Source organism: Bradyrhizobium sp. BR2003, from assembly GCF_009720285.1.
GTDB classification, from domain to species: domain Bacteria; phylum Pseudomonadota; class Alphaproteobacteria; order Rhizobiales; family Xanthobacteraceae; genus Bradyrhizobium; species Bradyrhizobium elkanii.
In genome coordinates, this window is sequence record NZ_SMYJ01000008.1 from 1 (window position 1) to 23,826 (window position 23,826).

A 23,826-nucleotide genomic window follows, 5' to 3' on the forward strand; every position below is an offset into this window, starting at 1 on the left:
GGCCAATGTGATTGCGATCCGCGATACCAGCGTGCTGGTGTTGACGCGCGCCGCCTATACGACGCTGGCGCGGGAAACGCCGGAGATCGTCGAGGCGCTGCTGGCTGCGCTCGCGCGGCGGTTTGCCACCGAGACCGCGCGCCTGTTGCCGGTCCGGGCGTCACCGAAGGCGCGCACCGTCGCGCTGATCTCGGGCGGACGCGAACCGATGCCTGCCGCCTTTGAGCACAGGTTGCGCGAAGGCCTTGCCGCTGCGGGTGCCGAGATCGTCGACCTCGCGCGCGTTCAGGCGATGTTTCCCGGCCGCGCGCTCGACGCATCCGAAGTCGCCGACTGGCTCAACAGGATCGAGTACGATGCGCCACTGGTGGCCTATTTCGGTGGTCCTGACGCGTCGGATTGGGCGCGGAAAACCATCCGTCAGGCCGACCTTGTCGTGTTCGCCTGCCGTGGCCATGCGCCCACGCCCGATCTGACGGAGATCGAGCGCTTCGCCTGCGGCGTGCATCCGGCGTCGACGCGGCGCCTCGTTCGGGTTCACGATGTCAGGCGCCACGAGGTCAGCGGCACCGCGGCGTGGCTGGCGCGGCTGCCCTGCTTCATGCATCATCATGTCGCGCTCGAGGACCAGCTCGACATCGACAGCCTGGTTCGCTTTCTGTGCGGTCGCGCCGTCGGATTTGTCGCCGGTGGCGGCGGCAGCCTCGGCACGGCGCATGTCGGCGTCTACAAGGCGTTTCGCGAGCGCGGCGCGACGTTCGACATCTTTGTCGGCACCAGCGTCGGCTCGGCGATGGCGGCGGGCTTTGCCAAGAACTACGACGCCGAGCATCTCGAGCGCGGCACGCATGAGATCTTCGTCTCCAGCCGCAGCTTCCGCCGCCCGACCTGGCCGCGCTACGCCTTGCTGGATCACAAGGCGTTCGATGCGGCGCTCGCCGATCAGTACGGCCACAATTGCCGGATCGAGGACTGCTGGCGGCCGTTCGCGGCGGTCGCGACCAATCTGTCGACGCACAATCTCGAATTGATCCGCACCGGTCTGCTGTGGCAGGCGGTGCGGGCGTCGAGCGCCATCCCCGGTCTGCTGCCGCCGTTCTATACAAGGGACGGCTCGATGCTGGTCGACGGATGCCTCGTCGACAACGTTCCGCTGGCGCAGATGCACCAGATGAAGAGCGGACCGAATCTGGTGGTCCATTTCGGCGACCCGGCCACCGAGATGTTCGACGTCGACTATGCCGCGCTGCCGGGCCGGCTTGAGCTGCTTGCATCGCTGCTGACGCCGTTCCGCAAGAAATTGCTTCCGGCCGCGCCGAGCGCCGTCAACGTGCTGTGGCGGAGCCTCGTTGCGCATCAGCGCTATGATACGCTGCCGACCACACCGCTCGACATGGTGATGCGTCCGCCGACGCCCGACGGCATCGACGTCACCGATTTCGACCGCCATCAGGAAATCTTCGAGTCCTCGTACCGCTGGGCCCGCGAGACCATTGCTGCCTCTGAGGCGGCGCATCATCCGGCGATAGCGGCCATCGTCGCGTCGGCCAACGGAGCGGACAAGGCAACGGAGATGGTTGCTGACAGGGGCGCGGATCGCGCGACAGCGACCGCGCCGGTTTCCCAACAGGCCCGAGTCGGTTGACCGGCTTGCAGGCGCCGGCGAACTCGACCATCGTGCCGGACCGAATCCGGAGAACACGATGCCTTTCGATCTGATCCTGCGCGGCGGACGGGTGATCGACCCGTCGCAAAAACTCGATGCCGTGACCGATGTCGGCTTTGCCGCGGGCAAGGTCGCTGCGCTCGGCCGCGAGTTGCAAGCCGATCCCGCCACCGAGGTCCGCGACGTCTCGGGGCTGATCGTCTCACCGGGGATCATCGACCTGCACACCCATGTCTATTGGGGCGGCACCTCGCTCGGCATCGATGCGGAGAAGTTTTGCCGCAACTCCGGCGTCACCACCTCGGTCGACACCGGCAGCGCCGGCCCGGGCAATTTTGCGGGCTTCCGCAAGCATGTGATCGAGCCGAGCCAGGTCCGCATTCTCGCCTATCTGCACGTCTCGCATGCCGGCATCTTCGGCTTCTCGGATCGCGTGATGGTCGGCGAGAGCGAGGAGCTGCGGCTGATGAATCCCATCGACGCGGCGCGGGTCGCCGACGAGAACCGCGACCTGATCGTCGGCATCAAGGTGCGGGTCGGCCTGTTCGCCTCGGGCACCTCGGGGCTGGTGCCGCTCGAGATCGCGCTCGAGGTTGCCGAGCAGGTGGGCATGCCCCTGATGGCGCATATCGACCATCCGCCGCCGAGCTATGAGGAGGTGCTCGCGCGCCTGCATCCGGGCGACGTGCTGACTCATGCGTTCCGTCCGTTCCCCAATACGCCCGCGACCGCGCAGGGCACGGTGAAGAAGGTCGTGCTGGAGGCGCGCGAGCGCGGCGTGCTGTTCGATATCGGCCATGGCAAGGGCTCGTTCGCCTTCAAGACGGCGCGCGCGATGCTCGCCAACGGCTTCTACCCCGATACCATCTCCTCCGATATCCATCAGCTCTGCATCGACGGCCCGGCGTTCGACCAGGTGACGACGATGTCGAAATTTCTCTGCATGGGCATGCCGCTGCCGGACGTGATCGCGGCGTCCACCGTCAATGCCGCGATGGCGTTGCGGCGGCCGGAGCTCGGTAGCCTCAAGCCGGGCAGCGTCGGCGACGCCACGCTGATCTCGGTCAGGCAGGGGACGTTCGACTATGTCGATGTGGTCGGCGAGCATCTGGCGGGCGATCGCAAGATCGCATCCGAAGGCGTCGTGATCGGCGGACGCTGGTGGCATCCGAAATAGGGCGCTTAATCATAGAAGCCCGCGTCCGCTTTGCGCCTCCAAGGCAACGCCGGTCGAGCGTTGGTAAAGGCAGGCTTGAGTATCACTCGAGCGGAACGTTCGTCAGGATGACGCCGGCGTCCCGACGCTGGCGGGGAACTGGCTCTTTGGCTTTAGGGTGTCGGTCCTTACGCAACCGCGCGCCACGTGCAGGAAATTCTTCGAGCCACGCATCGGCTGGTCGCCAGTGATGTTGCCGAAGACACGCGGGACAGAGAACGGGAAGGGCGACGTCCGGAAGGCTTGCGAATATAACCATGTCCGTGCGCAAGCCAGTCGCGACGGTTCTAAGCGTATCAGGGCACCGTGTCACAATGAGTGCCATCGCGGATTTCCGACGCCTCCGATCCGGAAAATGTGAAGCGCGCTCCACCTGGTTCGACAAGTAGAGCGCACGCACAACTTCAAGCAGCCGCCTTGACTTCAATCTTCTGAGGCAGCGCCGCGGCGGGTTTGGTCACTGTCACCTTGAGTACGCCGTTCTTGAGCGATGCCTTGATGGCATCGGCATTCACGCCCGACGGAAGCTGAAGAGACCGATAGAACGAGCCGTAGCTGCGCTCTATGCGATGGTAGTTCTTATCGTTCTCTTCCTTTTCCGCCTTCTTCTCTCCTTTGATGGTGAGAACGTCGTCGGCCACGTTGACCTGGACATCTTTTTGTTCAAGACCCGGCAACTCGGCCGTAATTTCGATATCTTTGTCGGTCTCGGCGATGTCCATGTTCAACGTAAGACCCGGCGACGCTCTGAAGTCCGGAGATGGCCAATCTCGCGGGAAAGTATCGAAAATGCGCTCAATCTCGCGATGAAGCGAGCTTGCAAAATCCACGTTCGGACGGGCGACGAGAGACTTCTGCTGCGTGATCGAAACTGGCAATGGTGCTGCCATATGTGATCTCCTATCGTACGAAACATGTAAAATGTGCCGCAGCTTCAATGCAAAACGCTGCCCTGCGAGGTGAACAGACCTAAGTTTGCGAGCCAGATCTTGTTTGGTCGACTGACGTTTCGAAGCCTTTTCGAAACAGGACGGCGTGGTCCGCGAAAACTGCGACGCATCGATGACTTCGCGCGAAATTTCGAACACGAGCTACAGCTGCGTCGTTCGTGCCGAACAATCGTTCGTAATCGCGATGTGCAATCTGGTGCAACGAGCCCTCCGAAAGCGAGGCGAGCTTTTGCTCCAGATCGGGAAGGGTGAAGCCTCGTCGCACGGAATCAACCTCCAGCGGATCGATGGAAGGCGGCTCGTGAGGCGGCTCGACATGACCGCGCCGCCTCACGGTCGCTACATCATCGGCCGATTGTCAGCCGGTCTTGAACGAATTGAACGCCATCCACCGACCAGGCCGCCCGCTCGACCGCCTGTCTTTCGTCCCAGCAGTCCACCTTGCCTTCGAGCTTGACGTTGTTCCCATCCGTCACGTTCACACGAATAGCGTCCGCTTCAATGTGAGCGCGGCGAGTCAGTGCTTGCTCGATTTTCTTTTTGATATCCGAAGCAATCGGCCGGGGAATGAGCTCGATATCGTTGAGCACGCCCACGACGCCGGACAGTCTCCAGACCGCCTTCTCGGCAGCATTCTTCTGGAATTGCCAGGCGACCTTTCCTGTGAGAGTCACTAGCCCTTTTTGGACAGTGACCTGAACCGCATCGTCCGGGATGGTCGTGTCCCAACGAATGATACTCAACGCTCGTTTCGCGATTTCATCGTCGGAGGTCCTTTTGTCGCTCGCGTAGCGCACTTCAATTTCCTGCGCGACGCCGTGGACGCCCTTAACGCGGCGCGCTGCCTGCTCGGCCGCAACCTTCTGCGCATAGCTCGGAACATGGCCCGTCAAGGTCACAACACCACAGTCCGCTACAACACCAATATTCGCTGAATCGATGCTGGGCTCGAAATCGAGTTCATCGAGAACCATCTGCTGCAACTGGCGATTGTCCATGACAAGTCTCCATATAACAGCATAAATTATGGATGCGGCATCCCAACACGACGTTGATATGCGTCAATATCTAGCAGGGAAACTCTGCATCCAAAACGCAGAACCGATCTGCGTGGATCGACCAATCTTTCAGGTGCTCCGCTTCGCAGAACTTTGTCTTCGCCAGGTCGGCTGCGCTGCATTGGTTTGGTGCATCTACTGCCGTTCCGATTCCATCGGAACGGCGCTCTCGTCGGCGAGGACTTCGTCATTTTCGATGAGCTTGCCGACCTGCTCGACCGTCTTCGCCGGCGTCGCGGCATCGTCGTAGGAGACCAGATTGATCCGGCGGCCGTCGATGCCGCCCCGCTCGTTGATCATCCGGAAGTAGGCGGCCTGCACCTTGCCGGTGCCAAGGGCCGACGGGCGACGTCGTCCCTTGCCAAATTTCGACTAGATCAGCGAATGCAAAGCCATGACCGCGGCCTCGCGGCTCTCCACCGGAACAAAGAAGCTTACCGAATGCGATGACAAAACATACTTGTCGGCGATGATTCCGTGACGCTGCAGAATCTGAACCGCCTTGTATGGCAGGTCCGAGGAAATGCCGCCGAAGCAAGTGAGGCTCACCGAACTCAGCGTGTCGCGCTGTTTGCGCAGGTCTTTGCTCCGTTCCAGTGTGCGCAGCAACGCGTCGAGTGTCTCAGAATCGCAAGTCATCATGATGCGGGTTTTTTCGGCGGTGAAAGCCGAGGCGAGGAGTTGCGGCCAAGGCAAGCCATTTTGCTGGAGATGCTGCGCGAACTTCTCAAAGCCTTGATTGAGGTCCGCCGAATCGATCTCCACATGCTCAATGCGAGCCATCGAGTTGACGGCCAGGACTTTTCCGTTCTCCATGTCTGCGACTTCCTTCATCACTTGCGTGCTGTGTCGAGCGCCGCCCCACTTTCTCAGGATCAAAGGCACGTTTTGGCTGTGGGCCAGTTCCACGCTGCGAAAGTGCAGGACTTTGGCACCCCAGAAGCACATTTCGGACAGGGATGCGAAATCCAGCTGACGCAAGGGTTTTGCGTCCGCGACGATGCGCGGGTCAGCCGAGCAAACTCCGTCGACCTCCTTGATAATCTCGCAGCACTCCGCCTTGAGCGCCGCAGCCATGGCGACCGCGGTGGTATCGCTGCCGCCCCGGCCAAGCGTCGTGATTTCCTTGGTCAGCGGGTTCACGCCCTGAAAGCCCGCCAGAACCACGATGCGTCCACGATCGAGTTCTTCGCGCACGCGAATGGGCCGCACGTCCAGAATGCGTGCGGAGGAATGGGACCCGTCGGTCATGACGCCGGCCTGACTGCCGGTAAAGCTGATCGCCGGCACGCCGAGATCAGACAGCGCCATGCTCATCAAGGACATGCTGATGCGCTCGCCGGTGGTCAATAGCATATCGAGTTCGCGGCGATTGGGATGCGGGCTGACCTGATAGGCCATCCTGACGAGTTCATCGGTGGTCTTGCCCATTGCGGAAACGATCGCCACGACACGATGACCACGGCCATGCAAATCGGCGACACTGCTCGCGGCCGCGCGGATTTTTTCCGGTGTTTCGAGACAGACGCCGCCGTATTTTTGCACGATGATGGGATTGCTAGGCATTCTTGCCCGCGTCGTGTTGGAAGGCGCAGCTGAACCCGATCAGATCGTTCTCCCCTTCGACGCTTTTGCGGTCTTTGATCGTTTCGCTACGACCCGCACAGCGCCCCGGTCGCGCTTCTTGCGATCCGCTTCCGCGTGCTGAGCTTTCGTCCCGCCACGGTGAGCGGCGTATTCCTTGCCGTCTATCGGCGCGACATGCGGTGGATCTCGATCGAGATACGGTCGCCCGATTCCAAAATCCGGTCCACGCGCATCGATCCATTTCCAAAGGGCCTCGGTGGAGACCCAACGCTCCGCCCGCGTCGCGCCTTTGACGCTCACGATATCGACGGCCAGCCCGTGGCCATAGCCGCCGCGGAAGCTCCCTCCATGGTATGACTTGTCGGACGCCGCCTTCAGGCCGCTCGCGATCGATTGACGGTAGTCATCGCGGAACGCGCTGGTGATGCCGGGCGCCAACCCGGCCTGCTCGGCCGCGTAAAGCGCGTGAAAGATCTTGAGTTTGAAGCTCCGATCCACCCCTCCAATCACGTAGTCGATCATCGGCATGCCCATTCGTTCCGCCGCCTTCGGATCCTTCCACGTGAAATCGTTATCGACGCGCCTGGTGAACGTCCTGGTGACAGTCACCGTCTTGCGCTTCTTCTTGACGGTCACTTTCCGCTGCTCTTGTACGCTGATCGTGTCTTGCTTCGGCGTCCGCTGGTAGAGCGCCCACAGGTACCGGTCGATGCAGACATCGACGACGAGGCACTCCTCGAAAATATCCAGGGGTCTCGCGGCCTCCTCGGTGTCACCAGACGCTGGAGGCGGGCTCGCCGTCGCCGCGTGCACCGGCGATGTTTCGGCCGGCAGCGTCTGCGACGAATCCGGCAACGCAGCCACGACGATTGACTTCGGCTCGCTCGAGGTCGCCGTCGCATCAGGGGCCGCCGCCGGCGCCGGTTCAACCGCCATCGCCGCATCGGCGTTGGCGACAGCGTTACCCAAGACGCCTGCCTGCGGGGCGGCCACCGCGTCGGACGCGGGCCCCGTGACGGGTTCTGCAGCCACCGCCGCGTCAGCATCCACTTTGGTGGCGTTGCCGACGGCAGTGGCCTGTTGCGCAACAGCCGGTTCAGCGTTGGCGGCGAGCGATGGTGCGAGGCCCTCGACGGACACTGCGCCGCTGTTCCCGATGCCGGCAGAGCCGGCAAGCCAGGCAACAAGCCAACCTGCGAGAACGACCGTCCCGCACAACTCCGGAGTCGCAATTCGCCGCGGGTTCATCACCCCGTAGCCTCCAAAGGCTCGATCCGAGCCCTGTTGTACCGCCCAGCACGCGACGGCATCGATCATTCGGATCAAAATGGAAACGCGCAATGGGCGGAAGCCGTTGGCGCTACGCTTTTTCAGAAGGTGTTGCCCGACCGCAACGCGCGGCCGCGAGCAACCCGGCGCGGCGCGTGCTGCTGCGTTCGGTGATTTTCGCCAGCGATCGAGCTCTGATTTCCGTTCGGGTTCAGCAGCGTCGTTTTTGCAGTCGGCCAGCTACTTCAGGTCTACCCGCTGCACTGCGCCAACTGACGCGATGGGCCAAGAGCAGGAGGTCATCCGCCGCAAGGGTTCATTTACCAGCAGCCCGACGCTATTCGGTGAGCGGATCAAGGCGGATCGCAACTGGTTATCGATATTGGTACGCTTCGTGAATGTTGAAATCGATAGTGCTCAAGGTTTTTCGAGGTGTGGGCCTGCTTTGCCTATGCATCGTGGGAATTGCCGTTGTCATAGCCCCATTGGAGCTTGTCGCATATCCTATGCTGAAAGCCATCGGGTGCAGCTTGACCGAGGAACAGCAAAGTTTCACCTGTGGAGACGGTTGGGTCGGTCAACTCATCTCGACGGTTCTCAACCTGCCGATACTGTTTTCTGACGCGCGAGAATTTTCGTTCGGGGCCGGAGCGTCGTTCGGTCGAGATTTCACGATTTACTTGTTCGACGCGATCTTTGTTCTCGCGCCGGCATATCTTCTAACGATACTCCTCGCGTGGAAAGCTGGTCGGCGAAGCCGCTAACTTCTGCAACGGGTCAATCGCGCCGCTTTGGCCTTGTCTTGGGCATTTCCGGTCTTGCCTCAAGTGGGGACGTGCCAGCCCTAACCGCGGTCTTCGTCGATGGGCCAAGGGCTGCCGTGGCGATGGCGGCTGACTTCGTGCTATCGTCGTCAGCTGCACCATGAAGCGCATTGGCATCATCGTCGCCGGTTCTGCCTACCCGATGGATGGCTTCAAGTCTGGCCTCCAGGACCTTGGCTGGATTGAAGGTGAACGCATCAGCTTTGAACTTCGAGCAGCCGAAGGGCAGCTGCACCGGCTGTCTCAATTCGCCGCCGAAATGGTCAATATCGGAGTCGACCTCATCGCGGTCATCGGAGCTGTCACGGTGCGAGCTGTTCGCCAAGCGACTTCAACCATTCCGACCGTGTTCACGGTGGTTGTCGAGCCGATCGGCGACGGCTTGGCCACGAACCTGGAGCGCCCTGGTGGAAACCTCACAGGGGTGACGACGTTTGATCCACAGCAGGCCACAACGCAATTGCAATTCCTCAAGGCGGTGAAACCTGGTCTTGAGCGGGTTGCTATCCTGAGTGACCTCGGCGTATCGGACTGCATGTCGAGGTCGAACCGAGAGGCAGCTCACCGGTTGAAGTTGGAACCACAAGTGATCCGCGTCGAAGCACCTTCTCCGGAACACGAAAAAGCCTTTGCGGCGATGGAGCAGGAGCGCGCGTAGGCGCTCGTCGTCCTAGAGGAGCCGATCAACCAAGCTTGCCGAAAGCAGATAGCAGATCTCGCTGCTGCCCATCGTCTGCCAACGGTCCTTCCCATATCCATGCTCGATGCCGGCGGCCTGATTGCTTACGGCACGAGCCTTTGCGAAGCGGCGCGACACATGGCACACACTATGCGGACGGCATCCTTCGAGGAGCCAATCCTGGCGACCTACCCATAAGAGCGGCGCTGGCGCACGAGCTGGTGGTCAACGTTCAGACCGCTCGGCGACTTGGCATAAACGTCCCCTCCGAAATCCTCGAGAAGGCCGACCAAGTTATTCAATGATGGTGTTCTCGAAGTCGGGTCAGGGTCAAAAGACGTCCGTGGCGGGCCAACACGGCGGCGTCTGCTCTGCCCAAATGAACTGACCTGTTGACGGACGGGTGGACCTTCGGATTCGGGCCAATAGGGACGTCGCAGCTTGGCCCAAAATGAAAGAGGCCGCCAACGGAGGCGGCCTCGGTTTGCAGAGTTCCTGATGCTAACTGCGCCTGGCCTGCTCGGCGGCGCGGCGAGCGTCGATCGCGTCCAGGACGGCGAGTTGTGCCTGTTCAACCGACGCTATGGCGTAATCGATCGCGAAACCGGCGTCTTCTTCCAGAAGCGTTGCGCGCTCCTCGGCAAGGTTGGCCTTGATATCATGCTTTGCTTTGAGCGCGTACGCCTTCAAGGTGTTCACGTCCGCGGTGATTTTTGCTTGCAGCGCCTGCCTGTCTCTGTCAGCAGACTCGCCGACCGACTTGATTTGCTGGCTCACCTTTTCGACTGCCATCTTTGCAGCCGAAAGCGCCTCTGCCTTCCGCGCTTCGATCTTGTCACGCGCTTCCTTTTGTGCGGCTGCAAAGGCAGTTTCGGCATTTTTTGCGCGCACCGACAATTCGGCGAGTTGTTCAGAAAGTGGCTTCATTTGCTCCTCCTTCAGGTAAGCGCCTCCCGAACCGGCTCGCAGGTAACGCGCTCTCGTGCGAGCCATGTTGATCTGGGTCAACTTTTCCTGGGAACGAGCAAAGAGGGCCGCGCGGAACGATGCCTCGATTGAGTCAAAAGCAGTCGCCGACCATCGAGCACAGCAATTACTGCGTCGCCGTCAGGAGCGGACCTCGGTGAGTCCAGGCTCTCGTGGCAGGTCGGGGTGCCGCGAATGATGCGCAATCGTGGCAAGTTGTTCGCGCCGATCGATGTCGCGACTCGCTTGGCGTTCATGCCGTTGTCGGTCAGGGAAGGGCAGTTCGACTATGTCGGCGCGGTCGGCGAGCATCCGCGGGTGTCGTGATCGGCGGCCGTTGGTGGCACCCGAGATGGGGGGCGCGTGCTCGCAAACCCGTGTCGGCTTCGTCCTCGCGACGTGATCCAGACGATCGGTTGCTGTGCCACGGCTTCGTCAACCCACGTACTTTCCCCGGACGTAGTCGCCCGGATAGCGCGCCCGGCCAAAACCGGGCAGAAGACAGACACGTTTCATCCCCAAGACATTACTTGAGCGCACCCGGCGGCCTGTTAGAGGCCGCCGGGTTTTTGCTTCCTGTCAATTGCATCGAGTTGTCGCCACGCATGAGCTAGTGCAGGTGCGTCCACCTTACGTACTTTCCCCGAACGTAGTCGACCGGAATAGCACTCCCGGCAAGAACCGGGCAGAAAGCAAACGCCAGACCAAGTGGACCAAGCGCAACTGGACGCGGGTTCTTCGAGGAGCAGCCAAAATGATCATCAACATTCAGAAGCTCAATGGCCTGTGGCACCTCATCGTCGGATCGTGCAAGATCCAAACTCCGTTCCTGGAGACGCAGGAGCGAGCGCGGGTCGTCGCGTACGCCCGACGGGTCTACCCTGGTGCCAAGGTTTTCGAACGCGACTGATCCTTGCGATCGCGCCCAACATGGCTCGCGCTAGAGCGATCTCGCATGTTGGCCGCGAATGATGCGCAATCGCAGCAATTATTCGCGCCGATCAATGTCGCGCGACTCGCCTGGCGGTTCAGACGGTCATCAAAAAAAGATCGGCAGTACGAATAATGTTCACGCCTTGCGCCCCAGGCCGCGCACCACATCTCCGCACCGCAATTCTTGGGTGAGGTTTGGTTCCCAAACCGCCCAGTTGCGAATTGTGGAGACAGACTATGGACTTCCTCGGTCTTCTTAATGGTTCAGGTTCAACCCAGCCTGCCATTTGGATCGCTGCAGCGATCGCGCTTGTGATCGTGCTGCGCATATCGAACGTATTTCGCTACATTCCGAACAATCAGGTCGGCATCGTCGAGAAGCTGTGGGCGATAAAGGGCTCGATCGATGACGGCTTCATCGCGCTGAACGGCGAAGCCGGCTACGAGCCGGAGGTGCTGCGCGGCGGCCTGCACGTGATGTTTCCCTTCATGTACCGGATCCACCGCTCTGACCTCGTGACCGTCGGCCAGGGCAAGATCGCCTATGTGTTCGCGCGCGACGGCGCGGCGCTGGAGCCTTCGCAGGTGCTTGGCGCCAACGACACCGAAGACAAGTCGGACTTCCAGGACGCGCGCCGCTTCCTGCTTGGCGGCGGCCAGAAGGGTCCGCAGCGCAAGATCCTGCGCGAGGGTACCTATGCGATCAACACGACGCAGTTCGCCGTCATCACCGACGAGCGCGTCTACGGCCACGCGCTGAGCGAGCGCGAGCGCGGCGTGCTCGAGAGCATGCAGCTCACGATCACCGAGCGTTGGGGCTTTGCGCCGGTGGTGCTGGCGGCCGATCACGATCTGGTCGGCATCGTTACCGTGCACGACGGCCCGTCGTTGCCTCCGGGCGAGATCATCGCGCCCGAGGTCGGTACCGAGCTGCGCGACGCCGCGACCTTCCACAACAACTTCCAGGAGCCCGAGAAATTCCTGAGCGCCGGCGGCTATCGCGGCCGCCAGCTCCAGGTCATCGTCGAGGGCACCTGGTACATCAACCGCCTGTTCGCGACCGTCGAGGCGGTGCCGAAGACGGTGATCCCGGTCGGCAATGTCGGCGTCGTCATCTTCTACACCGGCCCGCGCACCGACGACGTCTCGGGTGAGCAGTACCGTCATGGCGAGCTCGTGCTCAACGGCAGCCGCGGCGTCTGGAAGGATCCGCTGTTGCCGGGCAAATACGCCTTCAACACCTATGCCGGCAAGATCGAGATCATCCCGACCGTCAACTTCATCCTGAAATGGATGCGCGGCGAGGTCGGCGCGATGAAGCTCGACGAGAACCTGTCGGAGATCTCGCTGATCACCAAGGACGCCTTCGAGCCGACGCTGCCGCTCTCGGTCGTGATGCATATCGACTACAAGAAGGCGCCGATGATCATCCAGCGCTTCGGCGACGTGAAGAAACTGGTCGAGCAGACACTCGACCCGATGGTCAGCGCGTTCTTCAAGAACATCGCGCAGAAGATGACGCTGATCGAGCTGCTGCAGAACCGCGCCGCGATCCAGGCGGAAGCGGCCCTCGACATGAAGGCCAAGTTCGAGAGCTATTCGCTCGACCTCCAGGAGGTATTGATCGGCACGCCGCGCGCGGCGACCGGCGACCACACGATCGAGAACATCCTGATCCAGCTCCGTTCGCGCCAGATCGCGCGCGAGCAGATCGAGACCTATCAGGAGCAGGAGAAGGCCGCGGTGCAGGAGCGGGCGCTCAACGAGGCCAAGGCGACGGCCGCGGCGCAAACGGCGCTGACGCAATCGCTGATCCAGGTCAAGGTCAACGAGAACGAGGGCGCCGCGGCGCTCGCCCGCGCGCAGAAGGATGCCGAGACCCGCAAGGTGACGGCGGCCGCGGTCGGCGAGCAATCCAGGCTCGAGGGCCAGGGCGAGGCCGATCGGGTGCTCGCGGTCGGCGCCGCCAACGCCCAGGCGACCAAACTGTCGGTCGACGCCTATGGCGGGCCGGAGTATCGGTTGGCCGAGCAGAACTTCGCGAAGTTCGCCGAAGCGCTGACCCGGATCAACCAGCCGCTGGTGCCGCAATTCCTGATGTCGGGCGGGCAGGGCGCGGAGAGCAACAGCGCCGGCCTGATCCCGACCGCGATGCTGAGTTCGATGTTCGGGCAAATGATGCCCGGCGCATTGGAGAAGCTGAAGGACGAGGCACCGAAGGCCACGCGCAAGGCCAACGGCCAGTGACGCGGCGATAGTAGTGCGACGAGGTCGAATAGCAGCCGAAAGCAACTGCGCTCCCTCTCCGGATTGCCGGCCGGAGGGGAAAGCGAATTTCGGAATATTGGAAATGTATTCCTGATTTGCCCGACGTGTCAAGTTGCCCGGTCGAACGCCGGCGGCCGTCGGCTCCTTTGCATGGGGTTGTTTTCGATATTTTGCAGCGCCCGCAGACGAGAGCGGTGAAGCGCCTCGGCGGCTGAAACGATCAACCTTCCGACGTGCCCCAGCTGGCCCAACGTCGACCGGCGGCGCGCGTCGCTCGCGCCGCCGGTCACTATTCGGTCTTGTCGACGTTCCAGAACACCGGCGGCGCCGGGCCTTCCAGCACGCCGGTGAGCGATTTGCGCCAGGCGCTCGGCAAGCGGAACTGGCCGAGCGGGATATAGATCACCTGTTCGTAGGCTTGCTTTTGAATCTCGACCGCGACCTTCTTCTGCTCCTCGGGCGAGGTGGCGCGCGCATAGGCGTCGCGCATCTGCTCGAGTTTGGCGTCTTCGGGCCAGCCGAACCACGCCCGCTTGCCGTTCGCGGCGATCTGGTTGTTGACGATCGGGTTCATCACCTCGGTCGCGCCGGTGAAGGTGAAGAACAGGTTCCAGCCGCCTTCCTTGGGCGGCTTCTGGCTGGCGCGGCGGCTCACCACGGTCTGCCAGTCCGTCACCTGCGCGTCGACGTTGAAGCCGGCCGCGCGCAACAGCTGCGCGGCGACCGTCGGCGGCCCCTTCAGCGTCTGCACGTCGCCGGGGATCATGATCACGACGGGCGTGCCGTCATAGCCAGAGGCAGCGAGCGCCTTCTTGGCCTCGGCCATGCCGTTGCCCTTGATCAGCGTCTCCGCGCCGGCGTCGCTGGCGAGCGGCGTGCCGCAGGCGAAATAGGAGCCGCAGATCTCGTAATATTTCGCATTGCCGACGGTGGCGTCGAGCACGTCCTTCTGGTTCATCGCCAGGAATGCGGCGCGGCGGATCGCGGCGTTGTCGAATGGCGGGTGCAGGAAATTCATCCGGCCCTCGATCTGGAAGCCGAACTTGTTCAGCACCGCCACGGTGAGATCGGAGTTCGCCTCGAGCACCGGCAGCAGGTCGACCGACGGTTGTTCCAAAAAGTCGATCTCGCCGGATTGCAGCGCGTTGATCGCGGTCTGCGCGTCGGGCATCGTGACCCATTCGACGCGATCGACCTTCGCGACCTTGCCGCCCGACAGCCAATCCGGCTTCTCCTTGCGCGGCACGTAGTCGGCGTTGCGCTCATAGACGGCTTTGACGCCCGGCTGGAATTCCGCGCTCACGAACTTGAACGGCCCGCAACCGATCTGCTCGGCGATCTGTTTGCCCGGCGGCGTCTCCGCGAGCCGCTTTGGCATCATGAAGGCGACGTAGGAGGAGGGCTTTGCCAGCGACTCCAGCACGAGGCCGTACGGCTCCTTGAGCTTGAGCACGATCGTCTTCGGCCCGCTCGCCTCGAGGGAAGCGGTGAATTCGGCCAGCTTCTGCGCCATGCCGTCGACGGCGGTCCACCGCTTCAGCGAGGCGATGCAGTCCTCCGCGGTCACGGGCGCGCCGTCGTGCCATTTCAGGCCGTCGCGCAGCGTGAAGGTGTAGGTGAGCCTGTCGTCGGAGATCGCCCAGTCCGCCATTTGCGGGCGGACCTTGAAGCTTGAATCGATGCCGAGCAGCGTGTCGTAGACCATGTAGCCATGGTCGCGGGTGATGTAGGCGGTGGTGAAACCGGGATCGATGATGCGCAGGTCCGAATGCATCACGGCGGTGATGGTCTTGCCCTTGCCGGCGGCAAAGGCGCGCGATGACAGGATGGCCGGCGCCGCGATCGCCGGCGGCACGCCGGCCGCAAGCTTGAGGAGCTTTCTGCGCGAGAATTCGACCATTCGCCGTCTCCCGATCTGTCGTTGCGCCGGCACGGATGCCACAGCGGCCGGCATGCTTCACCAATCCGTTACGCAAAGCAAGCAAGCGGCGTGCCGCCAATCTCGGAATTTCGGCGGCGGGCTCGGCTGGATCGGTGACGTGAACATGCGATGACTGCGGCCGTCGCGCGCCACCTCCGGCACGGCGCAAGGGCGCATCCTGCATAGGAGCCTGCGCTTTTGACCGCACCTCGCAGGCTGTTCGGACGCTGCTCGGCCGTGTAGGCTTGTGGTCCTGCCGGCCAGCAATAAGGCCATATCCCCAAGGGAACAAGCAGCGCGAACAAGCAGTCGAGGGAGACCGAAAGAACCGTCATGACCGATATCCGATACGTAGCACCGCGCACGCTTGACGAAGCGATTGGCGCATTTGCTGCCGCCGGGAGTGTCGCCCGCATTATGGCAGGGGGCACCGACTTATTGGTGCAAATGCGCTCCGGCCTGGTGCGGCCGGGACTGATCGTCGACATCAAGAAGATCGGCGAGATGACCGAAATCAGCGAAACCGCCGATGGCGGTTTCCGCGTGGGCGCCGCCGTCTCCGGCATGGAGCTCGCCGAACATGCGCGCTTCGGCAAAGTGTGGCCCGGCGTGCTCGAGGCCGTGAACCTGATCGGCTCCAAGCAGGTGCAGGGCCGCGCCTCCGCCGGCGGCAATCTCTGCAACGGCTCGCCGGCCGGCGACAGCGTGCCGGCGATGATCGCGGCGGGCGCCGTCGTCACCGTGCAGGGTCCGAGCGGCCGGCGGGACATGAAGGTTGAGGATGTGCCGGCCGGACCTGGCCGCACCAACCTCAAGCCGGGCGAGATCCTGGTCAGCTTCACATTGCCGCCGCGGCCGAAAGGCTCGGGCGATGCGTACCTGCGGATGATCCCGCGCACCGAGATGGACATCGCGGTGGTCGGCATCGGCGTCAGCCTGACCTTGAAGGACGGCGTCTGTACCGCGGCCCGTGTCGGCCTCGGTGCGGTGGCACCGACTGCGCTGCTGGTTGAGCCTGCCGCCCAGGCGCTGATCGGCTCGAAGCTCGACGATGCCGCGCTCGAAGCCGCCGCTGCCGCGTGTCGCGCCGCCTGTCGTCCGATCGACGACAAGCGCGGCACCATCGCCTACCGGACCAAAACCGCCGGCGTGCTGCTCAAGCGCACCGCCGCGATCGCCGCCCAGCGCGCGGGAGGACACTAGCACCATGGCGAAACTGCACGTCACCACCTCAGTCAACGGCGAGCCGGTCGAATTCCTGTGCGAGCCGTACGAGACCATGCTTGACGCGTTGCGCGGGCAATTGGGGCTCACCGGCTCCAAGGAAGGCTGCGCGTCGGGCGATTGCGGCGCCTGCTCGATCACGCTCGACGGCCGCCTGGTCTGCTCCTGCCTGATGCTCGCGGCCGAAGCCGAGGGCCACGAGATCAGGACCATCGAGGGCATGGCCAGGGGCGAGAAGCTGCATACGCTGCAGCAGAAGTTCCTCGAGCACGCCGCGCTCCAGTGCGGCATCTGCACCTCGGGCATGCTGGTCGCCTCCGAGGCGCTGCTCGCCAAAAATGCCAATCCGACCGAAGAGGAAGTCCGCTTCTGGCTGGCCGGCAATCTCTGCCGGTGCACCGGTTACGACAAGATCGTCCGCGCGGTGATGGAGACCGCTGCCGAAATGCGGGAGATGCGCCCATGAACGTCGTCAACAATAAATGGATCGGCCAGCGCACCATCCGGCCCGATGGCGTCGACAAGGTGACCGGCCGCGCGGCGTTTGCCGCCGACACCACCATGCCCGGCATGATCTGGGGCAAGGTGCTGCGCAGCCCGCATCCGCACGCCCGCATCAAGTCGATCAACACCGCCAAGGCCGAGGCGCTGCCCGGCGTCAAGGCGGTGGTCACCTCGCGCGACATCGTCGACTTCACGATCGAGAAGGGTGCCGTGATGCTCGGCATCCAGGACATGCGCTGGATGTGCCGCAACGTGATGGCGCGCGACAAGGCGCTGTTCCCCGGCCATCCCGTCGCCGCCGTCGCCGCGACCACGGAGGCGATCGCGGCCGAGGCCTGCAAGCTGATCGAGGTCGACTACGAGGTGCTGCCCTGGGCGATCGAGATCGACGACGCGCTGAAGCCTGATGCGCCGATCCTGCACGAGTTCAACAAGTTCGACGGCAAGCCCTCGAACATCATGGGCCGCCTCGAATCCAGGAAAGGCGACATCGCGCAGGGCTTCAAGGATGCCGAAGTCGTCATCGAGCGCTCCTTCGCCACGCGCCCGGTGCACCAGGGCTATATCGAGCCGCATGCTTGCCTGATCTCGGTTGCCGCCGACGGCAAGACCACGATCTGGTCGTCGAGCCAGGGCCAGTTCATGGTGCGCGCGATGACCTCGATGCTGACCGGCATCCCGCAGAGCGACATCCGCGCCATCCCCGCCGAGATCGGCGGCGGCTTCGGCGGCAAGACCATCGTCTATCTCGAGCCGCTCGCGACCCTGCTCGCCAAAAAATCCGGCCGCCCGGTCAAGATGGTGATGACCCGCGAGGAGGTGATGCGCGCCACCGGGCCGACCTCGGGCTCGAAGAGCACGGTGAAGATCGGCGCGAAGAAGGACGGCACCATCGTCGCCGCCCATGGCAGCTTCTATCTGCAGGCCGGCGCCTTCCCGGGCTCGCCGATCCGCGGCGCGGTCGGGTGCAGTTTCGCGCCCTACGACATTCCGCATGTGCTGTCGGAGGGGTTCGACGTCTGCTCCAACCGCTCCAAGGTCGCGGCCTATCGCGCGCCCGGCGCGCCGATCGGCGCCTATGCGGTGGAATGCGTGCTCGACGAGCTCGCCGAGGCGCTCAAGATGGATCCCTTAGCGCTGCGGCTGAAGAACGCGGCCAAGGAAGGCACCAAGGCCGCCCACGGCCCGGTATTCCCGCGCATCGGCTATATCGAGACGCTGGAAGCCGCCAAGAACCATCCGCATTATGCCGCGCCGCTCGGCAAGCTGCAGGGCAGGGGCGTCGCTTCCGGCTTCTGGTTCAACGCCGGCGGTGAATCCTCCGCGCAGGTCAACATCACCGAGGACGGCAACGTCGTCGTCACGACAGGGCATCCCGATATCGGCGGCTCGCGCGCCGGCATCGCCAATATCTGCGCCGAGCTGCTCGGCATCGATTACAAGCGCGTCTCCGTCATCATCGGCGACACCCAGACGGTCGGCTTCTCCAACCTCACCGGCGGCAGCCGCGTGCTGTTCGCTTCCTCGATGGTGGTGACGCAGGCGGCCGACAAGGTAATCGCAACCTTGCGCGAGCGCGCGGCGAAGATCTGGGAGATCGACCCTGAGGCGGTGAAATGGGAGAACGGCGCCGCGCATCCGGTGAGCCCGAATGCCGGCCAGTTCGAGCCGCTGACGCTCGCCGACCTCGCCGAGAAGGCGCCGTCGCAGGGCGGCCCGATCGGCGCCAGCGTGCAGCTCAACACGCAAGGTGCCGAGGGCGGCTTCGGCACCCATATCTGCGACGTCGAGGTCGATGTCGATCTCGGCATCGTCCGCGTCATCCGCTACACCGCGGTGCAGGATGTCGGCCGCGCCATCCATCCGAGCTATGTCGAAGGCCAGCTGCAAGGCGGCGTCGCGCAGGGCATCGGCTGGGCGCTGAACGAGGAGTACATCTACGACAAGGACGGCAAGGTCGATAATCCCGGCTTCCTCGATTATCGCATGCCGGTCTGTTCCGATCTGCCGATGCTCGACTGCGCGCTGGTCGAGGTGCCGAACCCGAAGCATCCGCAGGGCGTCAAGGGCGTCGGCGAGGTGCCGCTGGTGCCGGTCATGGCCGCCGTCGCCAACGCCGTCCACAACGCGCTCGGCAAACGCTTCTACAGCCTGCCGATGTCGCCACCGAAGGTGTCGGAGGTGCTGGACGCACCGACGCAGCAGGCGGCAGAGTAGGGAGTAGTGGGCGGGTTAGGCTTGCGCTAACCCGCCTACGTTCTCGCCGCTCACCTTAACTCCTTCCCCAATTGCGCAAACACCGTCTCGCAGGTCATCAGATCCAGATGCCCCCCGCCGGCGTTCTTGAAGAAGGTGATGTCGCTATCCGACAGCCGGCCGGCGACGGTGCCGCTCGCGAGGTCGTAGTGATCGCCCAGCACGTCGCTCTCGGTGATCGCACCGCTCTTGATCGGCTGCAAAATGTCGCCGACGCCGTCGAAGGCGGATTCGCGGCGGTCGACGAAGATGCGCGAACGGCGCGCCGCCTCGTCGTCGGACTCGCGGGTCTCCGGGGTGAAGCCGCCGACCAGATCGAGATGGGTGCCGGGCCTTAAGTTGGCGCCCTTGACCAGCGGCTCGCGCGAGCGGGTGCAGGTGGTGATGATGTCGGCCTCGCGTGTCGCGGCGTCGAGATCGGTGACGGCCTCGGCCGCGATGCCGTCGCCTTCCAGCAGCGTCGCGAGCTCCCGCGCGCGCTCCACCGTCCGGTTCCAGACCCGCACCCGCTTCAGCTGCGGCCGCACGGTGCGGTGGCCGCGCACCAGCCAGCGCGCCATCTCGCCGGCGCCGACCACCAGCAGCGTCTCGGCATCCGGCCGCGCCAGGTGCTTTGCGCCGAGGGCGGAATCCGCGGCGGTCTTCCAATGGGTGATCTCGGCGGCGTCCATCACCGCGAGCGGCCGCCCGTCATTGCCGTCGAACAGCACGCAGACCGCCTGCACCGCCGGCAGCTTGCCGTGGGCGAGGTTGCCGGGAAAGCTGGTGTAGAGCTTGGTCATCATGAAGCGGCCGGCGTCGACCGCGCTGCGCGTCACCAGCTGCTGGCCCTTGTCGTCGCCGAGATAGCCGTCGTGCACCGCGATCTTCGGCCGCCGGTGCGCGGCCTCGATCGCCTCGATCAGGACCGGAAAGCTCAGGACGCGGTTGACCTCGCTGTCGTCGACGATATGCACGTGCTATCTCCCCTGGAGCGCCCCTCGCGCTCTCGCCGGACGTCCCCGAAACCTGTCCGGACTGGATAGCGCGTGGGGACGGCTAGTCAACCGGACATGCACCGCCGGGCGTCCCTTGCTATCCTGCGGACCTGATTCTCTCGCAGGTTCTCGCAAGCCGTGGTTGCATTCATCGTCGCCGTCCTGATCTTCATCCTGCTCGGCGGCGCCGCGCTTGCGACCATGGCGATCCATGCCCGGCTCGCCGATCATCACCGCAGCGACGAGACCAACACCTCGGTACGCTTGGTTGCGACGCTGTTCGTCACCATGCCGTCGCTGCTGCTCGGCCTGATGATGAACAGTGCCGCCAACACCTATGTGGCGGTCGACCGCAATCTGCATGTCTTCGCCACCGACCTCATCCTGCTCGACCGCAGCCTGCGACCGCTCGGCCCGAGCGCCGACGAGCCGCGCAAGCGGCTGCTCGCCTATGTCGAGCAGGTGCTCAAGGATGTTCCGATCTCCAGGGCAAGCGCGGTGTCCGAGCGCCTGCTCGACGAGGTCGGCACCAGCCTGCGCGAGCTGCGGTTCGACGACGAGCAGAAGGTCGCGCTGTGGAACGACGCGCGCTCGGTCTATCGGCAGGCGGTGCAGCAGCGCTGGACCTTTGTCGAGCAGTCCGACGGCTCGTTTCCGTCGCCGCTGATCTGCATCCTGGTCGGGTGGCTGACGCTGATGTTCGCAACCCTCGGCTTTCGCGCGCCGCGCAACGCAGTGGTGATCTCGACCACGGTCGCCGCAGCGGCGCTGATCTCGGCCGCGATCTACCTGATCCTCGAAATGAGCACGCCGTTCTCCGGCCCGATCCAGCTCTCCGACCGCCCGCTGGTCCGCGCGGTCGAGGAGATCAAACGGTAGCGTTTTCGAGCGAAGCGGGCGCCGGTTCGCGTGAAGAAAACGCGTCAAACAAGAAGCGCTGGCTGCCGGTATCGGTACGCGTCTGCGGCTTTATTCCCCTCGCATTGATCGCCGTCCCGAAAATTCTTCACGCGCGATCACCGGAATAGCGCGCGCCCTCCGGCGTCCTTACGCATGCAAGCCATTTGCATTCGAAAAGGAGACATCATGAAGACATCGATCTCGCTCGCGCTCGCCACCGCCATGTCGCTTGCGCTCGCCTCGACCGCCTTTGCCGCGCCGCCGACCAAGACCGGAACCAGCGCGAAGGGCTCCGTCCTCACCGACACCAAGGGCATGACGCTCTACACCTTCGATAAGGATTCAGAAGGCAAGTCGGCCTGCAACGGTCCGTGCGCGACGAACTGGCCGGTCTTGAAGGCGGACGCCAGCGACAAGGCCGAAGGCGGCTTCACCATCATCTCGCGTGACGACGGCTCCAAGCAGTGGGCCTACAAGGGTAAGCCGCTCTATACCTTCGCCAAGGACCAGAAGGCCGGCGACATCACCGGCGACGGCTTCCTCAACGGCGCCTGGCACCTCGCGCAGCCCTGAGGGCTTGCGGGCGGATTGAGCGCACGGCGGGTTAGCGCAAGCGCAACCCGCCGTCTCTCCGCACGCAAAACATGCGGCGGGTTACGCTGACGTTAACATACCGTTCGATCGTGCCTGAGGCGACGATCGCGCCTCACGCCCTGCGCTTCAGCGCCATGCCCATGCTGATCCAGCTCACGCCGGCGCAGATCAGATCGACGCTGAGGAAAATGCCGAGCACGTAGAGGCTCGACACCGGCCAGCGCGCCAGGATCATGGCGCCGAGCACGAGCGTGATCAGGCCGGAGACCGCAACCATTCCCCACGGCGCTTCCGAGTTCATGCCGAAGGCGAGGAAGATGCGGACGATGCCGGAGACGACGAGGGCAACGCCGAGGAACAGCGTTAGCGTCGCTGCCGCGAGCAGGGGGTTCTCGAAGGTGACGAAGCCGGCGACGACATAGAGCGCGCCGAGCAGCAGCCAGAACAGGAACTTGCCCCAGGTCTTGAACTGGAACGCGTTGATGATCTCGGCGACGCCGGCGACGATCATCATGGCGCCGACGAACAGCACGCTGACGACGGTGGCGAAGAAGACGCTGCCGAAGGCGAGCACGCCTGCGATCAGGTAGATCACGCCGAGGGCAACGATCCAGCCCCACTTGGCGCGGAGGTTGGAAAGCCCGGATCCGAGGCTGTGAGGAGGTGTGGCGGGTGAGCTGGACGCAGTGGACATCGTATCGCTCCCGAATACTTGATGAAACCATGCTACCATAGGTCAAGCCACGGACAAGGGCAGGTGCGCAGCTGGCACGAAATGCATGCTGGCACCAAAGGCGCCGCGACACGTTGATTCAGCTCGTCCGGTGTGTTGCCGCGCAGCATTCGTCGGTTTGACGACGGCCGGCCCGCATCGGACGATGGACTGTCCGAACCGCAGCGCAAGCGGTCCGGATCGCGCATCCACAGAGGAGGTCGATATGCCCGCCACGCACGACAAGGATCACGTCTACAAAATCCTGGAACTGGTCGGATCATCGGACAAGAGCATCGAGGCGGCGATCGAGAACGCCGTCAGCCGCGCGTCAAAGACGATCCGGGAAATGAAGTGGTTCGAGGTGGTGCAGACGCGGGGCCATATCGAGGACGGCAAGATCCGGCACTATCAAGTGGCGCTGCGGGTCGGCTTTACGCTGGAGTAGGGCGTTCAGGCGCTCGACCCATCCTACGGGCTGTCAAAGCTCGGGCAAATGATGTCGCGAGACTGCGAAGCCGTATCCCCATCACAGCCGTCATCGCCCGCATTTCCGGGCGATGACACCGTTGTTTGATGTCTTGAATGCGCCTCATCTTCGTCCAGGCGAAAGCCAGGCGAAAGCCAGGACCCATTGCTCCAACTCTCAATTGTTGCGCGACGCTTGGGCCACAATCCCATCCGCTGAAATTCGGTGGCTATGGGTCCCCTGGCTTTCGCCAGGACGACGAATGGGAAGTGCCGTGCCCATCACCGTCGCGACAGCGGCGCGGGCGGCGGCGGGGCGGTGGCGCCGGCGGCGAGCGAGCGCTGCACCATCACCGTGTCGGACCAGCGGCCATAGCGATAGGCGACACCGGGCAAATGCCCGACGCGGGCGAAGCCGAAGCGGTCGTGCAGCGCGAGCGAGGCGGCGTTGTCGCTGTCGATGTAGCCGATCATCTGGCGGAAGCCGGCGGCGGCGCAGGTATCGATCAACTCCTGCAGCAGCCGGCCGCCGACGCGCTGGCCGGTGAAGCGGTGATGCACATAGATCGAATGCTTCACCGTGTAGCGGTAGGCCGGACGCTTGCGGAACAGTACGACATAGGCGTAGCCGACCACCTCGCCGTCACAGATCGCGACGAGATGGGGCAGGCGGGTGTTGCGCAGATTCTTGCGGCGGTCGCGCAGATCGTCGGGCTCCGGCGTGCCGCTGTCGTCGACGCTTTCCTCGACGCCACGGCGGATGTGGTGGCGGTAGATCGACAGCATGGCGTCGACGTCGCCGTCGCGGGACGGACGGACGGTGATCTTGTGATCATTCTCCATTGTGTTGCGCC

Annotated in this window: 22 protein-coding genes and 1 pseudogene; 13 read left to right on the forward strand and 10 right to left on the reverse strand. The window is 63.6% G+C overall.

Annotated elements, in window-relative coordinates:
- The coding region (locus tag E2I15_RS02390; protein WP_155262190.1) for a patatin-like phospholipase family protein at positions 1-1,645 on the forward strand (1,645 nt) is incomplete at its 5' end.
- Positions 1,646-1,703: 58 nt separating this feature from the next.
- Complete coding sequence (locus tag E2I15_RS02395) at positions 1,704-2,843, forward strand: amidohydrolase/deacetylase family metallohydrolase (protein WP_137479949.1); 1,140 nt, start codon at positions 1,704-1,706, stop codon at positions 2,841-2,843.
- Positions 2,844-3,286: 443 nt separating this feature from the next.
- On the opposite strand, the gene E2I15_RS02400 is transcribed toward E2I15_RS02395, so the two are convergent.
- The 5 genes and pseudogenes from E2I15_RS02400 to E2I15_RS39100 all read right to left on the reverse strand — a co-directional run bounded on the left by E2I15_RS02400 (position 3,287) and on the right by E2I15_RS39100 (position 7,794).
- Positions 3,287-3,772, reverse strand: coding sequence for an Hsp20/alpha crystallin family protein (locus E2I15_RS02400; RefSeq protein ID WP_137479948.1), 486 nt, complete (start codon positions 3,770-3,772; stop codon positions 3,287-3,289).
- 404 nt (positions 3,773-4,176) lie between these two features.
- Complete coding sequence (locus tag E2I15_RS02405) at positions 4,177-4,830, reverse strand: BON domain-containing protein (protein ID WP_137479947.1); 654 nt, start codon at positions 4,828-4,830, stop codon at positions 4,177-4,179.
- 237 nt (positions 4,831-5,067) lie between these two features.
- Positions 5,068-5,223, reverse strand: a pseudogene (locus E2I15_RS02410) (ABC transporter substrate-binding protein); the annotation flags it as partial.
- A gap of 39 nt (positions 5,224-5,262) precedes the next feature.
- Positions 5,263-6,456: an aspartate kinase gene (locus E2I15_RS02415; RefSeq protein WP_137479946.1), complete on the reverse strand. Its 1,194-nt coding sequence runs from the start codon at positions 6,454-6,456 to the stop codon at positions 5,263-5,265.
- Between the two features lie 39 nt (positions 6,457-6,495).
- Positions 6,496-7,794 (reverse strand): peptidase M15, encoded by a 1,299-nt coding sequence (locus E2I15_RS39100; protein WP_246668176.1) that lies wholly within the window; start codon positions 7,792-7,794, stop codon positions 6,496-6,498.
- Between the two features lie 876 nt (positions 7,795-8,670).
- Here E2I15_RS39100 and E2I15_RS02425 point away from each other — a divergent pair.
- A complete protein-coding gene (locus E2I15_RS02425) occupies positions 8,671-9,228 on the forward strand; it encodes an ABC transporter substrate-binding protein (RefSeq protein WP_137479945.1) in 558 nt (185 codons plus the stop codon).
- Between the two features lie 140 nt (positions 9,229-9,368).
- Positions 9,369-9,554 (forward strand): ABC transporter substrate binding protein, encoded by a 186-nt coding sequence (locus tag E2I15_RS39800; RefSeq protein ID WP_170991603.1) that lies wholly within the window; start codon positions 9,369-9,371, stop codon positions 9,552-9,554.
- 196 nt (positions 9,555-9,750) lie between these two features.
- Here E2I15_RS39800 and E2I15_RS02435 read toward each other — a convergent pair whose 3' ends face one another.
- Complete coding sequence (locus tag E2I15_RS02435) at positions 9,751-10,176, reverse strand: YtxH domain-containing protein (RefSeq protein WP_137479944.1); 426 nt, start codon at positions 10,174-10,176, stop codon at positions 9,751-9,753.
- A gap of 234 nt (positions 10,177-10,410) precedes the next feature.
- Here E2I15_RS02435 and E2I15_RS39515 point away from each other — a divergent pair, with 234 nt between their 5' ends.
- The 3 genes from E2I15_RS39515 (at position 10,411) to E2I15_RS02440 (ending at position 13,395) form a co-directional block, all read left to right on the forward strand.
- Positions 10,411-10,542 (forward strand): hypothetical protein, encoded by a 132-nt coding sequence (locus E2I15_RS39515; RefSeq protein WP_276486711.1) that lies wholly within the window; start codon positions 10,411-10,413, stop codon positions 10,540-10,542.
- Between the two features lie 427 nt (positions 10,543-10,969).
- Entirely contained in the window at positions 10,970-11,125 is a 156-nt protein-coding gene (locus E2I15_RS38610) for a hypothetical protein (RefSeq protein ID WP_170991602.1), read from the forward strand.
- A gap of 260 nt (positions 11,126-11,385) precedes the next feature.
- The gene (locus E2I15_RS02440) at positions 11,386-13,395 is read left to right on the forward strand and encodes an SPFH domain-containing protein (protein ID WP_137479943.1); all 2,010 of its coding nucleotides are present in this window, start codon (positions 11,386-11,388) and stop codon (positions 13,393-13,395) included.
- Between the two features lie 310 nt (positions 13,396-13,705).
- On the opposite strand, the gene E2I15_RS02445 is transcribed toward E2I15_RS02440, so the two are convergent.
- Entirely contained in the window at positions 13,706-15,316 is a 1,611-nt protein-coding gene (locus tag E2I15_RS02445) for an ABC transporter substrate-binding protein (RefSeq protein ID WP_137479942.1), read from the reverse strand.
- Positions 15,317-15,679: 363 nt separating this feature from the next.
- Here E2I15_RS02445 and E2I15_RS02450 point away from each other — a divergent pair, with 363 nt between their 5' ends.
- Genes E2I15_RS02450 through E2I15_RS02460 form a run of 3 tightly spaced genes read left to right on the forward strand, consistent with a single transcriptional unit; the run spans position 15,680 to position 19,282 of the window.
- Positions 15,680-16,540 carry an FAD binding domain-containing protein gene (locus E2I15_RS02450; RefSeq protein ID WP_137480016.1) on the forward strand — a complete coding sequence of 287 codons (861 nt, stop codon included), beginning with the start codon at positions 15,680-15,682 and terminating at the stop codon, positions 16,538-16,540.
- 4 nt (positions 16,541-16,544) lie between these two features.
- A complete protein-coding gene (locus E2I15_RS02455) occupies positions 16,545-17,027 on the forward strand; it encodes a (2Fe-2S)-binding protein (protein WP_137479941.1) in 483 nt (160 codons plus the stop codon).
- A complete protein-coding gene (locus tag E2I15_RS02460; protein WP_137479940.1) occupies positions 17,024-19,282 on the forward strand; it encodes a xanthine dehydrogenase family protein molybdopterin-binding subunit in 2,259 nt (752 codons plus the stop codon). The genes E2I15_RS02455 and E2I15_RS02460 overlap by 4 nt, the downstream gene beginning before the upstream one ends.
- A gap of 50 nt (positions 19,283-19,332) precedes the next feature.
- On the opposite strand, the gene E2I15_RS02465 is transcribed toward E2I15_RS02460, so the two are convergent.
- A complete protein-coding gene (locus tag E2I15_RS02465; RefSeq protein WP_137479939.1) occupies positions 19,333-20,277 on the reverse strand; it encodes an ornithine cyclodeaminase family protein in 945 nt (314 codons plus the stop codon).
- 159 nt (positions 20,278-20,436) lie between these two features.
- On the opposite strand from E2I15_RS02465, the gene E2I15_RS02470 reads away from it, so the two are divergent.
- Together E2I15_RS02470 and E2I15_RS02475 are read left to right on the forward strand one after the other, a co-directional pair.
- Positions 20,437-21,177, forward strand: coding sequence for a bestrophin-like domain (locus E2I15_RS02470; RefSeq protein ID WP_137479938.1), 741 nt, complete (start codon positions 20,437-20,439; stop codon positions 21,175-21,177).
- 207 nt (positions 21,178-21,384) lie between these two features.
- On the forward strand, positions 21,385-21,771 hold the full coding sequence (locus E2I15_RS02475) for a COG4315 family predicted lipoprotein (protein WP_155262179.1): 387 nt from the start codon (positions 21,385-21,387) through the stop codon (positions 21,769-21,771).
- Between the two features lie 133 nt (positions 21,772-21,904).
- On the opposite strand, the gene E2I15_RS02480 is transcribed toward E2I15_RS02475, so the two are convergent.
- Positions 21,905-22,486 (reverse strand): HdeD family acid-resistance protein, encoded by a 582-nt coding sequence (locus E2I15_RS02480; RefSeq protein WP_170991601.1) that lies wholly within the window; start codon positions 22,484-22,486, stop codon positions 21,905-21,907.
- A 244-nt stretch (positions 22,487-22,730) separates the two neighbouring features.
- On the opposite strand from E2I15_RS02480, the gene E2I15_RS02485 reads away from it, so the two are divergent.
- The gene (locus E2I15_RS02485) at positions 22,731-22,952 is read left to right on the forward strand and encodes a dodecin (RefSeq protein ID WP_026192947.1); all 222 of its coding nucleotides are present in this window, start codon (positions 22,731-22,733) and stop codon (positions 22,950-22,952) included.
- 302 nt (positions 22,953-23,254) lie between these two features.
- On the opposite strand, the gene E2I15_RS02490 is transcribed toward E2I15_RS02485, so the two are convergent.
- Positions 23,255-23,815 (reverse strand): GNAT family N-acetyltransferase, encoded by a 561-nt coding sequence (locus E2I15_RS02490; protein ID WP_018272300.1) that lies wholly within the window; start codon positions 23,813-23,815, stop codon positions 23,255-23,257.
- Between the last annotated feature and the right edge of the window lie 11 nt (positions 23,816-23,826).